We start from the raw sequence: 16733 nt of genomic DNA, 5'->3' as shown, positions 1-16733 counted from the left end.
CTGGGAGCGTGGCTGACCCGTCGACCTACCGCCCCTCCCCGGGAAGCATCCCCGAGGCCCCCGGTGTGTACAAGTTCCGCGACGAGCACCAGCGGGTCATCTACGTCGGCAAGGCCAAGAGCCTGCGCGGTCGCCTCAACTCCTACTTCGCCGATCTCGCCGGGCTGCATCCGCGCACCAGGCAGATGGTCACCACGGCCGCCGCGGTCGAGTGGACCGTCGTCTCCACCGAGGTCGAGGCCCTGCAGCTGGAGTACAACTGGATCAAGGAGTTCGACCCGCGGTTCAACGTCCGCTACCGCGACGACAAGTCGTACCCCGTGCTCGCGGTGACGCTGCACGAGGAGTTCCCCCGGCTGCACGTCTACCGGGGTCCGCGCAAGAAGGGCGTGCGCTACTTCGGCCCCTACGCGCACGCCTGGGCGATCCGCGAGACGCTCGACCTGTTGCTGCGCGTGTTCCCCGCGCGGACGTGCTCGGCCGGGGTGTTCCGCAGGCACGGGCAGATCGGCAGGCCCTGTCTGCTCGGCTACATCGACAAGTGCTCGGCGCCGTGCGTCGGCCGGGTGTCCGAGGAACGGCACCGCGAGATCGTCAGCGACTTCTGTGATTTTCTCGCCGGGCGCACCGACGTCATGATGCGCAGGCTCGAGCGGGAGATGGCGGAGGCGGCCGAGGCGCTGGAGTTCGAGCGCGCGGCCCGGCTGCGGGACGACCTCGGCGCGCTGCGCCGGGCGATGGAGAAGCAGGCCGTGGTGCTCGGCGACGGTACGGACGCCGACGTGGTCGCCTTCGCCCACGACGAGCTGGAGGCCGCCGTCCAGGTCTTCCACGTCCGGGGCGGGCGCGTGCGCGGCCAGCGGGGCTGGGTGATCGACAAGGTCGAGGAGATGGACGTGCCCGCGCTGGTCGAGCAGTTCCTCTCCCAGTTCTACGCCGAACAGGCCGAGCTGGCCGCCGAGTCGCCGGAGAACGGGTCGCCGGTGCCGCGCGAGGTGCTGGTGCCGGAGCTGCCCGCCGACGCGGACGCGCTCGCCGAGTGGCTGTCCGGCCTGCGCGGGGCCAGGGTGCGGCTGCGGGTCCCGCGGCGGGGTGACAAGCGGGCGCTCGCCGACACGGTGGCCCGCAACGCGCACGAGGCGTTCGCCCAGCACAAGCTGCGCAGGGCGGGCGACCTCACCGCACGTTCCGCCGCCCTGTCCGAGCTGCAGGAGCACCTGGGACTCGACACCGCGCCGCTGCGCATCGAGTGCGTCGACATCAGCCACATCGCGGGCAGCGACGTCGTCGCCTCGCTCGTGGTGTTCGAGGACGGCGTGCCCCGCAAGTCCGAGTACCGCCGGTTCGCGCTGCGCGAGGCGGCGACCGAGGGCGACGTCGCGTCGATCGCCGAGGTGGTGCGGCGCCGGTTCGCCCGCTACCTCAAGGAGAACGGGGACACCGAGCCGGCCGAGGACAAGCCCGGCATCGATCCGGAGACCGGCCGGCCGCGCAAGTTCGCCTACCCGCCCAACCTGCTGGTCGTCGACGGCGCGGGACCGCAGGCCACGGCGGCGGCCGACGTGCTGGCGGAGCTTGGCATCACCGACGTGGCCGTGGCCGGGCTCGCCAAGCGGCTCGAGGAGGTCTGGCTGCCCGCCGACCCCGATCCGGTCATCCTGCCGAGGACCTCGGAGGCGTTGTACCTTCTCCAGCGGGTCCGCGACGAGGCCCACCGCTTCGCCATCCGCTACCACCGCCAGAAGCGGTCCAAGCGGATACAGTCGTCCGCTTTGGACGGTGTTCCCGGGCTCGGTCAGGCACGGAAAGCCGCGCTGATCAAGCACTTCGGGTCGGTACGGAAGCTCAGGCAGGCGAGCGTGGAGGAGATCGCCGAGGTGCCCGGCTTCGGCAGGCGCACCGCGGAGACGGTCCACGCCGCGCTCGCCGGGCGACAGGGGGCCGGCGGCGGGGAGAACGGCGCCGGGAAGAACAAGGAAGGGGAGTCGGACGCGTGACGGACGACGAAGCCAGGACCTCCGGTATGGAGGTCGCCGTGGTCAGCGGCCTGTCCGGGGCGGGGCGCAGCACGGCCGCCAAGTGCCTCGAGGACCTGGGCTGGTTCGTGGTGGACAACCTGCCGCCCGAACTGATCTCCACCATGGTCGAGCTCGGCGCGCAGGCGCGCGGGGCCATCACCAAGGTGGCCGTGGTGATGGACGTGCGCTCGCGCGCGTTCACCGACGACCTCGCCTCGGTGATCAAGGACCTCGACGCGCGCGGCTACAAGCCGAGGGTGCTGTTCCTCGAGGCGACCGACCCGGTGCTCGTCAGCCGGTTCGAGCAGGTCAAGCGCGGCCACCCGATGCAGGGTGACGGCAGGCTCGTCGACGGCATCACGGCCGAGCGCGCACTGCTCGCGCCGCTGCGGGAGGAGGCGGACCTCGTGCTCGACACGTCCGCCCTCTCGGTGCACGACCTGCGCGCGAAGATCGAGGACGCGTTCGGCTCCGAGGCGAGCACCCAGACCCGGGTCACCGTGCTGTCCTTCGGCTACAAGTACGGTCTGCCGATGGACTCCGACCTCGTGATGGACGTGCGGTTCCTGCCGAACCCGTTCTGGATCCCCGAGTTGCGTGACCACAGCGGACTCGACGGGGACGTGCGCAACTACGTGCTGGGTCAGGAGGGCGCCGAGGAGTTTCTCGACCGCTACCACGAGCTGCTGCGCCTCATCGGCGCGGGCTACAAGCGGGAGGGCAAGCGCTACCTCACCCTCGCGGTGGGCTGCACCGGCGGCAAGCACCGCAGCGTCGCGATCTCCGAGGAGCTGGCCAACCGGTTGTCCAAAGAGGACGGCATGGCGGTGAAGGTGGTGCATCGGGACCTGGGCAGGGAGTGACAGCGATGCATGCCGTCGCGCTCGGGGGCGGGCACGGGCTGCACGCGACGCTGAGCGCGCTGCGGCGGATCACGCCCGACGTCACGGCCGTCGTCACCGTCGCCGACGACGGTGGCTCGTCGGGGCGCCTCCGCCGGGAGCTCGGCCTGCTGCCACCCGGTGACCTCCGCCAGGCGCTGGCGGCGCTCGCCGCCGCGGAGGACGGCGGCACGCTGTGGGCGGACGTGTTCCAGCACCGGTTCGGCGGCAGCGGCGCCCTCACCGGGCACGCCGTGGGCAACCTCCTGCTGGCGGGCCTGTTCGAGGTGCTGGGTGACCCGGTGGCGGGGCTGGACGAGGCCCGCAGACTCCTCGGCATCTCCGGCCGGGTGCTGCCGATGTCCGCCGAGCCGCTGGAGATCGAGGCGGAGGTCACCGGGCTGGAGAACGGAGAGGTGAGCCGGATCCGCGGGCAGGTGGCGGTGGCCAGCACGCCGGGCAGGGTCCGCAGGATCACGCTGCACAACCCCGGCCGGCCCGGCCGCCCTCCGGTGGCGTGCCGGGAGGCCGTGGACGCGGTGCTGTCGGCGGACGTCGTGCTGCTGGGCCCCGGATCGTGGTTCACCAGCGTGCTGCCGCACCTGCTGGTACCGGACCTGCACGACGCGCTGGTGCGGACGCCCGCCACCCGGGTCGTGGTCCTCAACCTCGTGCCGCAGCCGGGGGAGACGGCTGGTTTCTCACCCGAACGGCACCTGGACGTACTCTTCGAGCACGCTCCCCGGCTGCGGGTCGACGCGGTGATCGCCGACCGCGACTCCGTGCCGACCCCCGCGCGCCTGCGCCGCGCCGCGGCCGCGCTGGGCGGGCGTGCACATCTGGCTCGCGTGGCGGCCCCCGGGGAGACGGGCCGGCACGATCCGGATGCGCTGGCCGACTGTGTGCGAGAAGCTCTCGGGATCCCCGCGAGCGGTAGGGAGGGGCAGTAATGGCGATGACGGCTGCGGTCAAGGACGAACTGAGCAGGCTCGAGATCACGCGGACCGGCCCGCGCCGGGCCGAGGTGGCGTCGATGCTGCGGTTCGCGGGCGGCCTGCACATCGTGGCGGGCCGCGTCGTCGTCGAGGCCGAGCTGGACACCGGGTCGGTCGCCCGGCGGCTGCGCAAGGAGATCCACGAGCTGTACGGCCATCACTCGGACGTGCACATCATCTCCTCCGGGGGGCTGCGCAAGGGCACCCGCTACGTCGTGCGCGTGGTCAAGGACGGTGAGGGGCTGGCCAGGCAGACCGGGCTGATCGACCACCGGGGCAGGCCCGTGCGCGGACTGCCCGCCGCCGTCGTGTCCGGGGGAATCGCCGACGCCGAGGCCGCGTGGCGGGGTGCGTTCCTCGCGCACGGCTCGCTGACCGAGCCGGGCCGTTCGTCGTCGCTGGAGGTCACCTGCCCCGGCCCGGAGGCGGCGCTCGCGCTCGTCGGCGCGGCGCGCAGGCTGGGCATCCAGGCCAAGTCGCGGGAGGTCCGCGGCGCCGACCGGGTCGTCGTCCGGGACGGGGACGCCATCGGCGCGCTGCTCACCCGGCTCGGCGCGCACGAGAGCGTGCTGGCGTGGGAGGAGCGCCGGATGCGGCGCGAGGTGCGCGCGACCGCCAACCGGCTCGCCAACTTCGACGACGCGAACCTGCGCCGCTCCGCACGAGCCGCGGTCGCCGCGGCGGCCAGGGTGGAACGGGCGATGGAGATCCTCGGCGACACGGCACCGGACCACCTGCTCGCGGCGGGCAAGCTGCGCCTGTCCAACCGGCAGGCCTCGCTGGAGGAGCTGGGTCAGCTCTCCGACCCGCCGATGACCAAGGACGCCGTCGCGGGCCGCATCCGCCGCCTGCTCGCGATGGCGGACAAGCGCGCCAAGGAGCAGGGCATCCCCGACACCGAGTCGGCCGTCACCGCGGAGATGCTCGAAGAAGAGGTCTGAGCCCTGTTGTCCCCACCGCCGGCCGTGCAGTGAAGGCCACCATCACTGCGTCCAACGCACGCAGGGTGGCCTTCACGGCCTGCCCGGGTCAGTCGGCGAGCGCGGCGTAGGCGATCACCTTCGTGATCCGGGCCCGCACCAGGTACTCGCCGGGAACGGCGTTGCGCTGGCCGAACGACTCGGCCTGGTCGGCGCCCATGTACCGGCCGCCGATCCGCGTCGCCCAGCGCAGCATCTCGGTCAGGTCCGTGGACAGCTCCGCCCGCGCGGTGAACTGCGCGAAGGAGAACGGCGGCTCCTGGTCGTCGACGACGAGCGACAGGCGCGGGTCACGGCGCAGCGCCCGCCCCTTCACCGTGTCCTCGCCGGTGTTGAACACCAGCTCGTCGCCGTCGGGGCCCTCGTTGAGCACGAACCAGACCGGCGTCACGTGCGGCGAGCCGTCCGTCCGCGTCACGCCCAGCTTGCCGGTCCGCGTACCGGCGCTCGCGAACTCCCACCACTCCGCTCGTGTCATCTCCCGCATGCGGCCGACGCTACCGCGACCACCTCCCTGAACCGGTGCGGCACGCGCGGCTCGCCTAGTCTCCTGCTGTGCGTGACGACGAGGGGGCCGGGACGAGCGGCCCGGACGAGGCCCTGGCCCGCAGGCTGAAGGCGCTCGCGTGCACGGCCCCGCTGCACGACCTGGACGCCCGCAAGGCGAAGCTGGACTGGGCCGACGCCACCGTGTACCAGATGGCCGAGATCGCCCTGCACACGATCGATCAGGTGACGATCGCGATGGACTTCGACACCGGCGCCGACCACCAGCAGGTGGTCAACCGGCTGCTGCCGTTCATCGCCGCCCAGGCCCCGCACCGCCCCGCCACCGAGCACACCCGCGTCGCCCGCTGGGTGCTCGACAACCTGATCAACGTCGGCACCACCGACCGCGGCTTCCGCCGGGTCTACGGCTCCGTCGACGGCGAGGGCCGCTACCGGCGCCGCGCGTTCGACTTCAAGCTCCTCGTCGAGCTGGCCGCACCGGACGGCGAGGTGTACCTGCGCGCCACCGACGAGGCGATCAACGTCCTCGTCGGCGCGCTCGACACCGACGTCGAGTCGGCGCAGATCGCGGCCGAGGTGAAGCTGGAGAACCTGATCAACAGGGGACGGCTCGCCGACGCCAAGCTCGCCGCCGAGCAGGCCCGCTACCGCACCGTGCAGTACGGGGAGACGCTGCGGGCCAAGCTGGAGGCGACCCGCCGCGACGTCCGTTCCGTCGACTGGGAGCGCGAGGTGCCCGAGCTGCTGGACGCCGCGCTGACCCACATCGAGTCCCGGTTCCGCGCCGAGACCGCGATCCTGAAGAACATCACGGCCTCCCGCGACGAGGCGACCGACCCCGACCGCAAGCGGCGCGCCGCCGAGCTCGTGGACATCGTCGGGGACTGTGTGCGCAGGCACACCCAGCTGCAGTCCCGCCTGCAGGCCGCCGGTGCGGTGTTCCGCGCCGAGCAGGACCGCCAGCAGTTCTCCGGCCCGCCGCAGCGGGCCACGATCGACGTGTTCGGACAGCTGCTGGTGCCGACGCTCGGCCTCCCGCTGGCCGACGCGCTGCGGCCCGCGTCCGCGTTCTTCCATGCCGGGACCGGTATCGGCGTGCCGACCGTGCCGTCGCTGTCCGCCCTGGTGTCGCTGCTGCTGCGGCCCGCGCCGGAGCGGGACAAGGTGGTCGGCGAGGTGCCCGACCCCGAGCTGATGCCCGCCGAGGAGACCGACCGGTACAGCGACGAGCAGTGGCGGCTCGCCGACGAGCTGCTCGACCTGCCGGAGGTGCCGCGCAGGCTCTCCGGGCTGCTCGCCGAGGCACGGCGGAGCGACCCCGGTGTGGCGCGCCTCGTGGCACTGCGCGCGCTGCACGCCTATGGTCCCGAGGTCGGCGCCGCCGTCCGGCAGGGGGAGCGGCGGGTGCTGCTGGCCTTCGACGACGGCACCGCACTGGACGACCCGGAGTTCGGCGGTGCCGACCTGCTGCTGCAGTCGGCCGCCGTCACCAGCACCGACAGCTCCGGCAGCGGCGGCAGTGCCGGAGGAACCGGGAACCCGGAGAGCGAGGAGGTCGCGTGAGCGCCGCCTACACCACGGCCGACACCGAGGCCGCCGCCCGGCTCGTGGCCTTCGGCATGCGGCCGAAGCAGCTGCCCGGCCGCGACGTCGTGTACGCCGAGCTGGTGCGCCGCTACGGCGAGGACAGCGCCTTCAAACAGCTCACGCACTCGGTGGCCGCCGGGCTCGGCCTGCTCGTGCTGGAGGTCAGCATGCAGGCGGGCGCGGTGCTCGCCGCCACCGACGAGTCCGTCTTCGAGATCAAGATGGACAGCTACGCGCGGCAGAGCAAGATCCGGGAGCGGCGCGACACCGAGAAGGTCCTGCACGGCCTGATTCACCTGGCCACCGCCGCCCTCGGCTTTCCCCGCCCCGACGACCTCGCCAACGACACCTACATCGGACGGGTCAGCGTCGAGCAGGTGGACGGCGTGGTGCGCGAGGCCTGCCGCATCCTCGACGAACGGGCCGCGCGCGCCGAGGCCAACAACGACCCGCTGGCCGACGCGCCCGAGCTGGAGCAGGCGTGGCGTGCCTACGCCCGCCGCCCCGCCGCGGCGGCGACCAAGGACGGCAGGCTCGCGGCCGACACCACGCGCGGGATGGTGGCCAGGGCGCTGCGATTCCTGGCCGACCAGGGCTTCCTGGTGCCGGTGAGCGGCGAGCAGGGCGGGACCTACCGCACGACGCCGCGCTACCAGGTGCAGGTGCGGGAACTCGCCGCGGACGCCGCGTTCGACGAGCTGCTGGAGCTGGGGGTCGTCTCGGTGGCCGACGGCGGCGGGACACTCCGGGCCACCGCACCGGAAACGCTGTAGGACTGGGTAGGGGGAGCGGCCAGACATGTACGAGCTCGCGAGGGTGCGCCTGCACTCGGTCGGCCCGGCAGGCGCGCGGTACCAGGACGTCCTGCTGGACCTCAGCGGCGTCGGCGAGGTGGTGCGCGCACCGCGGCAGGACGCGCTGTTCGGCGCGGGCATCCACAGCGCCGGGAGCGGGCTGCCCCGCAGGCCCAGCCCGGCCAGCGTGCTGTTCCTGGAGAACGGCGGCGGCAAGTCCGTGCTGATCAAGCTGATCTTCTCGGTGATGCTGCCCGGCAGGCGGCAGGTGGTCGGCACCACCAGCACCCGCGTACTGGAGAAGTTCGTCGGCGGCAAGGACGTCGCGCACGTCGTGCTGGAGTGGCAGCACACCGAGACGGGCGAGCGGATCATCACCGGCAAGGTGTCCGAGTGGCGCGGGCACGTGGCCTCGGCCGACCCGGCGAACCTCGTCGACTCCTGGTACTGCTTCCGCCCTGCGCCCTCACTCGGGCTGGAGACGCTGCCGCTGACCTCCGACGGCCGCCTGCTCACCATGTCCGGTTTCCACGAGCGGCTCGCCGCGGAGCACGCCGAGGTGCCCGAGCTGGAGCTGTTCTGGACGCGCAGGCACCACGAGTGGACCGAGCGCCTCGACACGCTGGGCCTGGACACCGAGCTGTTCCGGTACCAGCGCGCGATGAACGCGGGTGAGGGCGAGGCCGCCGACGCGTTCGCGTTCGGCACCGACGAGGCGTTCGCCGAGTTCCTGCTCAAGGCCGTGCTCTCCGAGGACGAGCCGAAGGAACTCGCCGAGGTGGTGGCGACCTACGCGGACAACCTCGCGCAGCGGGGCGACCTGATGGTCGAGCGCGACTTCGTGGGCGGGGCGCTGGACCTGCTGGCGCCGCTCGCCGAGGAGGAGCGCCTGGCCGCCGCCTCCCGCACCCTCGCCGACCGGGCGCGGGCCGACCTCGCCGCGTTCGCCGGGGAGGTCGCCGCCCGGGAGCGGCTGGAGAGCGAGCGGCTGGACGGCCTGGCCGCGCACCTGGCGGAGGTGGCCGACGCCGAGAAGCTGGCCGAGGGCGACCAGCGCAGGCTCACCGCCGTCGTCACCGAGCTGCGCCGCGTGGTCGCGGGCATGCGGCTCGACGAGGCAGCCCGCGAGCGGGAGCACGTGGAGGCCGAGCTGGCCGAGGCGAAGACGCTCGCCGAGGCGTGGCGGGAGACCTCCACGGTGCTCACCCAGCTCAACGCCGCCCGCAAGGCACGGGACATCCGCGAGCTGGTCGGCGCGCGGGAGCAGAAGGCCCGGCCCGCGCTGGAGGCCAGGAACGCGGCCGCGGCGGCGCTCGCGCGGGGCCTGCTGGCACTCGCCGGGCAGGCGCAGGCGCAGGCCGACGAGGCGGACCGGACCGCGGAGGACCTGCGCGCCGAGGCGGAGCAGGCCCAGCGGGAACGCGACGACGCGGCCAACACCGCCGCGGGCAGGCGGGCCGAGGCCGACACCCTGACCCGCCGTATCGAGGAGGTGCGTGGCGAGATCACCCGGGCCCGCGGCGACGGCCTGCTGGAGCCCGGTGCCGGCGACTCCGGAGGTGCCGGGGCCCAGCAGGCCGTCGCCGACGCGGCCCGCGCTGCGGCGGCCGAGCGGGAGGCGGCCGCCGCCGAGCTGGCCCGCCGCGAGGCGGAGCTGGAGCGGGTGGCCGAGGAGCTCGGCGCCGCCCAGACGGCGGTCAACGAGGCGCACCGCACCGCGGGGTCCGCGCACGACCGGGCCGAGCGGGCCGCCGACGAGCTGGACCGGGCGTACCGGCGCACCGACTCGCTCGCCGCCGAGCCCCGGCTGCGGGAGCTGCTCGGCACCGACGACGTCACGCCGGAGACCGACACCCCGGCGCTGCTCGACCGGCTACGGGAGGCCCGCGCCACCGCCGAGGCCGAGCAGACCACCCTGCGCATCGAGGAGTCCGCCGACGAGCGCGCGCTCGCCGCGCTCGGGTCCGGCGGGCTGCTGCCGCCGCCGGAGGAGGTGCAGGCCGCGCTCGACGCCCTGGAGTCGGCGGGCATCACCGCCTGGTCCGGCTGGCGGTACCTGTCCAAGCTCACCGCGGCGCGGCGGGCCGAGGTGCTGCGCCGCGCCCCGCAGCTCGTCTCCGGCGTCCTGCTCAACGAGGCCGCGCAGGTCGACCGGGCCCGCGAGGTGCTCACCGAGCGGAGGCTGCTGCCCAGCGCGGCGATCGCGGTCGGCACCACCGCCGCGCTCGCGGAGGACCCGCCCGCCGCGCCCGGCGTCGAGTTCCTCGTCCCGCCCAACCCGGCGATGTACGACGAGGACGCCGCCGACGCCGAGCGGGAGGCTGTCGCGCGGCGGCAGCGAGACCGGCACCGCAGGCTCGCCGCCCTGGAGGAGGCGATCGGCACGGACGCCGCGCTCGCCTGGAAGCTGAGCACATGGCGGGAGGACTACCCGCCGGGCCGGATCGCCGTGCTCGCCGAGGAGGCGCAGGCGGCGGCGACCGCCCGCGACGCCGCCGACGCCGCCGTGACCGACGCCCAGGCCGCGCTGGACCGGCTGACCGCGAACCGGGACTCGCTGCGCGAGCGCGTGCCCGCCCTGCGCGGCGCGCTGCGGGACGCGGAGGAACGCGAGCGCGTGCTCGGCGGGCTCGCGGACCGCGCCGCCCGCATCCCGCAGTGGACGGAGGAGCTGGAGCGGGCGGCGGAGGCCGCCGACCACGCCGACGCGCTCGCCCGCGACGCGGGAGCGCGCGCCGCCCGGCTGCGGGAACGGGCTGCCGAGGAGCAGCGCACGGCCGACGGCCACCGCCGCACGGCGAGCGGCGCGCGGGCCGAGCTGGCCGAGGTGCCGGGCGGGGGTTCCGTCACCGAGGACGAGCCCGCGCCCGCCGAGCCCGTGGACGCGCTGCGGCGCGCGTACGCGTCGGCCGCGGAGGCCTACGCGAAGGTGGAGGTCGGCAGCGACCTGCGGGCCGAGCTGGAGCAGGCCGAGCACGCGGAGTCCACGGCCAGGGCGGCGCTGGAGAACCTGGACGAGGCCGTGCGGACCCTCGCCGGTGAGCTGCTGGAGACCCCGGACGGCTCGGACGCCGCCGCGCGGGCCGCCGCGCAATCCCGCGCGGCGCGGGCGGTGGCGGCGCTGGAGGACCGGCGTTCGGAGGTGATCGGCCTCGTCGCCACCCGCAAGGCGGAGCTGGAGCAGCTGCCGAAGCAGGGGGCGTCGCTCGACCTCGCCGAGAAACCCAAGGACATCGAGCACGGCCGCGAGCTGATCGACGCGGCGAGCGAGGAGGCCTCGGCGGCCACCCGCACGTGGGAGGAGCTGCGGGAGCGCCGGGCGGCCGCGCAGGCGACCCTCGACTCGGCCCGCACCTCGGCGTCCGGCTTCACGCTGCTCGCCGAGTCGCTCGCGCCCCACGTGCCCTCCGCCGAGCCGGACCGTGTCTTCGACGGCGACCTGGAGTCCGCCCGCGCGCGGCACGGCGAGCTGACCGCGGCGCTGTCCCGCGCGCAGGAGGCCGTGGACTCCGCGGAGAAGCGCGTACGCGCCGCCGCCGACGCGCTCGCGCAGTACGCGACCGACACGCGGTTCGAGAAGCTGACCACGCCCGTGCGGCAGCAGGTCGTCTCGGTCCGCAGGGACAACCTCCCGGCGCACGCCGAGGAGTGGGCGACGGCGTTGCGGCCGCGGCTGCGGACGCTGACCGACGACCTCGCGCAGATCGACCGGCACCGCTCCGGCATCGTCACCCGGCTGCAGGGCATGGTGGAGGGTGCGCTGCGGACCCTCCGCTCGGCGCAGCGGGTGTCCCGGCTGCCCGACGGCCTGGGGGACTGGTCGGGACAGGAGTTCCTGCGCGTCCGGTTCACCGAGCTGGAGGACGCCGCGCTCGCGGAGCGCCTCGGCGAGGTGGTCGACGAGGCGGCCGCGGGCAAGACGGGCGACGGCAGGGACGTCAAGCGCGACGGCATGTCGCTGCTGCTGCGCGGAGTGCACGCCGCCGTGCCGAAGGGCTTCCGGGTCGACATGCTCAAGCCGGACTCGGTGCTGCGCACCGAACGGCAGCGGGTCTCGGAGATCCGCGACGTGTTTTCCGGCGGCCAGCAGCTCACCGCGGCCATCATCCTGTACTGCACGCTGGCGGCGTTGCGCGCCAACAACCGGGGGCGGGTGCGCAACCGGCACTCCGGCGTGCTGTTCCTGGACAACCCGATCGGCAGGGCCTCGGCGGGCTACCTGCTGGAGCTGCAGCGCGCGGTCGCCAGGGCGCTGGGCGTGCAGCTGATCTACACCACCGGGCTGTTCGACGCGGGCGCGCTCAGCGAGTTCCCGCTCATCATCCGCCTGCGCAACGACGCCGATCTGCGCGCGGGCCGCAAGTACCTGTCGGTGGACGCGACGATCCGCCGCGAGCTGGACGAGCTGGCCGAACCGGACGGCGTGGCCAGGGTGTCCGCCACCCGCGTCTACGCGAAGCCGGCCGGCTGACGCTCGCCGGACGTCCCGGCGTGCCTCACTCCCGGCCGGTGACGGCGAGGCTGGTGCCGAGTCCGATCATCATCAGCCCGCCGGTGCCGCCGACCAGCTCCAGCCGCCGCGGCGAGCGGGCGAACCACGTCCGCGCGGCTCCCGCGACCAGCGCCCACCCGGTGTCCGACAGCAGCGCCACCACGGGCAGCACGATGCCGAGCAGCAGGATCTGCGCGGGCACGGCGCCCGCGGCGTGGTCGACGAACTGCGGCAGCACGGCCGCGAGGAACACGATCGACTTCGGGTTGGCGAACCCGACCACGAAGCCGTCCCGGAGCACCCGCGCCGTCCCGGCCCGCGTCGCCCGCACACCGGAGCCGAAGGCGCCGGCCAGCGCGCGCCGGTGCCGCACCGCCTGCACCCCCAGGTAGACGAGGTACGCCGCACCGGCGAACTTGACCACGGTGAACATGGTCACCGACTGCTCGACCAGCGTGCCCAGCCCGAAGGCCACGGCCACGACCTGCAGGTAGACCCCCGCGGCGTTGCCCACCACGGTCAGCAGCGCGTCCCGCCTGCCCACCGTCAGCGCCCTGCTGATCGTGAACAGCACGCTCGGCCCGGGCACGACGACCATCACGACCGTCAACGCCGTGAACGCGGCCAGCTGTCCCGGAGAGACCATGGCGGAAGCCTACTGCGCCCGGCCCCGGTCTCGTCGCGGTTCGCGCGGTCGCGACCACGGTTCGCGCGCACGAGCCGTGGGTGTCAGCCCCGTGCGGCGGGCTCGTCCGGCTCCGCCTCGTGCCCCGGCTCGCCGGGGGTGCGGCGCCGCCGCTTCAGCCCGGCCTCGTGCGCGTGCCGCCGGCCGCCGGTGAGCTCCCACGCCGCCTCCGCCAGCTCCCGGAACGGGGTGTAGTACAGCTCGTCGTACTCCTCGACGACCTGGTAGGTCCAGCGGCCCGGCAGCACGTTGCGGCCCAGCAGCTCGCGGGAGAGCCGGGCCGCCAGCTCCCCGTGCCCGGCCTCGTCCAGTCCCGCGATCGCCTGCTCGAGAGTGAAGTCGGCGGTGCCGGTGAGGCGGTGGAACGCGTACAGGTGCCCCCGGGCGATCTCGACCGCCTCGAAGGCTTCCGTCAGCTTGCCGACCGCCGCGACCGTGCCCGCCCCGGCCTCCGGAGTCTCCGTCATGCCCGCGGGAGTACCCGGCGGGCCACGGCCCGAAGCGGCGCGGGCGGGTGGCTGGGGGAGCGCTCGCGGCCCGGCGGAGACGGGTCCCCGGAGCCGCGCGAACCGCCGGACGGCGGCTCTCATCTTGATCGATTCTCCCAAAGGCCCAGCGTGGGGCACATCTCGCCCGGGGCCTGCGGATAGGCGCAGGCCAGCACGCTAGGGTGGCGGGTGAACCCGATGATGTGTAAGCCCGGTCATAGCCGGGCCGAGCCCCGAGGAGAGCAGAGCAGTGACGGTTCGCGTAGGCGTCAACGGCTTCGGCCGGATCGGTCGCAACTTCTTCCGCGCCGTGCAGGCCAGCGGCCACGACATCGAGGTGGTCGCGTTCAACGACCTCGGTGACGTCGCCACGATGGCCCACCTGCTCAAGTACGACAGCATCCTGGGCCGTTTCCCCGAGGAGATCGGTGTCAGCGACGAGGGTCTCGTCGTCGGCGGCAAGACCATCAAGGCCCTCGCCGAGCGCGACCCGGCGAACCTGCCGTGGGGCGACCTGGGTGTCGACGTCGTCGTCGAGTCCACCGGCTTCTTCACCAACGCCGACGCCGCGAAGGCCCACATCGCGGGCGGCGCCAAGAAGGTGATCATCTCGGCCCCGGCGAAGGGCGAGGACCTCACGGTCGTGCTCGGCGTGAACGACAAGGCCTACGACGGCTCGCAGACGATCATCTCGAACGCGTCGTGCACCACGAACTGCCTCGCGCCGCTGGCCAAGGTGCTGCACGACTCGTTCGGCATCGAGCAGGGCCTGATGACCACCATCCACGCCTACACGCAGGACCAGAACCTGCAGGACGGCCCGCACAAGGACCCGCGCCGCGCCCGCGCCGCCGCGCTGAACATCGTCCCGACCTCCACCGGCGCCGCCAAGGCCATCGGCCTGGTGCTGCCCGAGCTCAACGGCAAGCTCGACGGTTACGCGCTGCGCGTCCCGGTGCCCACCGGCTCGACCACGGACCTCACCGTCACGCTGTCGAAGAGCGCCTCGCTGGACGACATCAACGCCGCCTACCGGGCCGCCGCGGACGGCCCGCTGCGGGGCGTCCTGCGCTACAGCGAGGAGCCGATCGTCTCCACCGACATCGTCACCGACCCGGCGTCCTGCATCTACGACGCGCCGTTGACGAAGGTCATCGGCAACCAGGTCAAGGTCGTCGGCTGGTACGACAACGAGTGGGGCTACTCCAACCGCCTCGCGGACCTGGCCAAGCTCGTCGGCTCGAAGCTCTCCTGAGCCATGGCGGTGAAGACGCTCGACGACCTGCTGGGCGAGGGCGTTGCGGGCCGGCGCGTGCTCGTGCGCGCCGACCTCAACGTCCCGCTCGACGGGTCCAGGATCACGGACGACGGCCGCGTGCGCGCGGCCCTGCCCACGATCCGGAGGCTGGCCGACGCCGGGGCGAAGGTGGTGGTCACCGCCCACCTCGGCAGGCCGAAGGGCGCCCCGGACGACAGGTACTCGCTGCGCCCGGTCGCCGAGCGGCTCGGTGCGCTGCTCGGCGCCGAGGTGACCCTCGCCGGGGACGTCGTCGGCGAGCAGGCGAGGTCGGTCGTCGGCGGGCTCGCCGACGGCGGGGTCGCGCTGCTGGAGAACGTGCGTTTCGACCCGCGGGAGACCAGCAAGTCCGCCGACGAGCGGGCGGAGCTGGCCGGCGAGCTCGCGGCCCTGACCGGCCAGGACGGCGCGTTCGTGTCCGACGGCTTCGGGGTCGTGCACCGCAAGCAGGCCTCGGTCTACGACGTGGCGCGGGTGCTGCCCGCCTACGCGGGCGGGCTGGTGCTCGCGGAGCTGGACGTGCTGCGCACGCTGACCGGCGACCCGCGACGGCCGTACACGGTCGTGCTGGGCGGATCGAAGGTCTCCGACAAGCTCGCGGTGATCGAGGCGCTGCTGCCCAAGGTCGACCGGCTGCTGGTCGGCGGCGGCATGTGCTTCACGTTCCTCGCGGCGCAGGGCCACGGCGTCGGCAGCTCGCTGCTGGAGCAGGACATGGTGGACACCTGCAAGCGGCTGCTGGCCGAGGCCGGGGGCAAGCTCGTGCTGCCGGTCGACGTGATCGCCGCCGACGCGTTCGCGGCCGACGCGAACACCAGGACGGTGGCCTCGACCGGTATCGACGACGGCTGGCTCGGCCTCGACATCGGGCCGGAGACGGTCAAGGAGTTCGCCGCCGCACTGTCCCAGGCGAAGACCGTGTTCTGGAACGGCCCGATGGGCGTGTTCGAGATGGCGCCGTTCGCCGAGGGCACGCGCGGGGTCGCACAGGCGATCGCCGACTCGCCCGCGTTCAGCGTGGTGGGTGGCGGCGATTCCGCCGCCGCCGTGCGCCTGCTGGGCCTGCCGGAGGACGGCTTCTCGCACATCTCGACCGGCGGCGGCGCGTCGCTGGAGTACCTGGAGGGCAAGGAGCTGCCCGGGGTCGCGGTCCTGAACGAGGGAGAGTGATGGCGCGCAAACCGCTCGTCGCCGGCAACTGGAAGATGAACCTCAACCACCTCGAGGCCATCGCCCTGGTGCAGAAGATCGCCTTCTCGCTGCCGGAGAAGTACTACGCGAAGGTGGACGTGACGGTGCTCCCGCCGTTCACCGACATCCGCAGCATCCAGACGCTCGTCGACGGCGACAAGCTCCTGCTCACCTACGGGGCGCAGGACCTCTCGCCGCACGACTCGGGCGCCTACACCGGTGACGTCTCCGGGCCGATGCTCGCCAAGCTCGGCTGCACCTACGTCGCCGTGGGGCACTCGGAGCGCCGCGAGTACCACGCGGAGGACGACGAGCTCGTCAACCGGAAGGTACGGGCCGCGCTCAAGCACGGGCTCTCGCCGATCCTGTGCGTCGGCGAGCCGCTGGAGGTGCGCGAGGCGGGTGGACACCTCGAACACGCCACCGCCCAGCTGATCGCCGGCCTGAAGGGTCTCAAGGCCGACCAGGTGCGGAACACGGTGATCGCCTACGAGCCGGTGTGGGCCATCGGCACCGGCCGGGTCGCCACGCCGTCCGACGCCGAGGAGGTGTGTGCCGCGCTGCGCGCCGCGCTCGCCGACAAGTACGGCGCGGAACTGGCCGACGAGCTGCGGATTCTCTACGGCGGCTCGGTGAAGTCGGGCAACATCTCCGACCTCGTCAAGTGCGACAACGTCGACGGCGCGCTCGTCGGCGGGGCCAGTCTGGATGGTGAGGAGTTCACCAAACTCTGCGCCATGGCGGCCGGTGGGCCGCTACCCTGATCCCGTCGGGGACCCGCTAGTGTGGAGCCCTCCGCCACCCGCAGTACACAG

The 16733-nt window shown here is 73.7% G+C and carries 13 protein-coding genes; 10 read left to right on the top strand and 3 right to left on the bottom strand.

All coding sequences use genetic code 11. The features are described 5' to 3' along the window. Positions 1-8 precede the first annotated feature (8 nt). From uvrC to whiA, 4 genes are read left to right on the top strand one after another with little or no spacing between them, the layout of a single operon-like run. Positions 9-1997, top strand: a complete 1989-nt coding sequence (gene uvrC, locus B0I33_RS20125; protein WP_106180377.1) for an excinuclease ABC subunit UvrC — start codon at positions 9-11, stop codon at positions 1995-1997. Between the two features lie 26 nt (positions 1998-2023). Next, positions 2024-2881, top strand: a complete 858-nt coding sequence (rapZ, locus tag B0I33_RS20120) for an RNase adapter RapZ (protein WP_106180544.1) — start codon at positions 2024-2026, stop codon at positions 2879-2881. A 5-nt stretch (positions 2882-2886) separates the two neighbouring features. After that, entirely contained in the window at positions 2887-3849 is a 963-nt protein-coding gene (locus B0I33_RS20115; RefSeq protein ID WP_106180376.1) for a gluconeogenesis factor YvcK family protein, read from the top strand. Beyond that, positions 3849-4835, top strand: coding sequence for a DNA-binding protein WhiA (gene whiA / locus B0I33_RS20110; RefSeq protein WP_106180375.1), 987 nt, complete (start codon positions 3849-3851; stop codon positions 4833-4835). The genes B0I33_RS20115 and whiA overlap by 1 nt, the downstream gene beginning before the upstream one ends. 88 nt (positions 4836-4923) lie before the next feature. Here whiA and B0I33_RS20105 read toward each other — a convergent pair whose 3' ends face one another. Then, a complete protein-coding gene (locus B0I33_RS20105) occupies positions 4924-5361 on the bottom strand; it encodes a PPOX class F420-dependent oxidoreductase (RefSeq protein WP_106180374.1) in 438 nt (145 codons plus the stop codon). A gap of 68 nt (positions 5362-5429) precedes the next feature. Between B0I33_RS20105 and B0I33_RS20100 the strand changes: the two genes are divergently transcribed. From B0I33_RS20100 to B0I33_RS20090, 3 genes are read left to right on the top strand one after another with little or no spacing between them, the layout of a single operon-like run. Beyond that, positions 5430-6947: a hypothetical protein gene (locus tag B0I33_RS20100; RefSeq protein WP_219927228.1), complete on the top strand. Its 1518-nt coding sequence runs from the start codon at positions 5430-5432 to the stop codon at positions 6945-6947. A 56-nt stretch (positions 6948-7003) separates the two neighbouring features. After that, complete coding sequence (locus B0I33_RS20095; RefSeq protein ID WP_425440505.1) at positions 7004-7744, top strand: hypothetical protein; 741 nt, start codon at positions 7004-7006, stop codon at positions 7742-7744. Between the two features lie 25 nt (positions 7745-7769). Further along, positions 7770-12236, top strand: coding sequence for a hypothetical protein (locus B0I33_RS20090; protein ID WP_106180372.1), 4467 nt, complete (start codon positions 7770-7772; stop codon positions 12234-12236). Positions 12237-12261: 25 nt separating this feature from the next. Here the strand turns inward: B0I33_RS20090 and B0I33_RS20085 are convergent, their stop codons facing one another. Together B0I33_RS20085 and B0I33_RS20080 are read right to left on the bottom strand one after the other, a co-directional pair. Beyond that, positions 12262-12903 carry a LysE family translocator gene (locus B0I33_RS20085; protein ID WP_106180371.1) on the bottom strand — a complete coding sequence of 214 codons (642 nt, stop codon included), beginning with the start codon at positions 12901-12903 and terminating at the stop codon, positions 12262-12264. 83 nt (positions 12904-12986) lie between these two features. Continuing rightward, on the bottom strand, positions 12987-13409 hold the full coding sequence (locus B0I33_RS20080) for a hypothetical protein (protein WP_106180370.1): 423 nt from the start codon (positions 13407-13409) through the stop codon (positions 12987-12989). 271 nt (positions 13410-13680) lie between these two features. Here B0I33_RS20080 and gap point away from each other — a divergent pair, with 271 nt between their 5' ends. The 3 genes from gap to tpiA are packed head-to-tail and all read left to right on the top strand — an operon-like array spanning position 13681 to position 16682. Continuing rightward, on the top strand, positions 13681-14685 hold the full coding sequence (gap, locus tag B0I33_RS20075) for a type I glyceraldehyde-3-phosphate dehydrogenase (protein WP_106180369.1): 1005 nt from the start codon (positions 13681-13683) through the stop codon (positions 14683-14685). Positions 14686-14694: 9 nt separating this feature from the next. Continuing rightward, on the top strand, positions 14695-15897 hold the full coding sequence (locus tag B0I33_RS20070) for a phosphoglycerate kinase (protein WP_181193391.1): 1203 nt from the start codon (positions 14695-14697) through the stop codon (positions 15895-15897). Continuing rightward, the gene (gene tpiA, locus B0I33_RS20065) at positions 15897-16682 is read left to right on the top strand and encodes a triose-phosphate isomerase (RefSeq protein WP_106180367.1); all 786 of its coding nucleotides are present in this window, start codon (positions 15897-15899) and stop codon (positions 16680-16682) included. The genes B0I33_RS20070 and tpiA overlap by 1 nt, the downstream gene beginning before the upstream one ends. Positions 16683-16733: the final 51 nt, after the last annotated feature.

The sequence above is a fragment of the Prauserella shujinwangii genome, assembly GCF_003001955.1.
Taxonomy (GTDB): domain Bacteria; phylum Actinomycetota; class Actinomycetes; order Mycobacteriales; family Pseudonocardiaceae; genus Qaidamihabitans; species Qaidamihabitans shujinwangii.
This window is presented reverse-complemented; position numbering and strand designations above follow the sequence as displayed.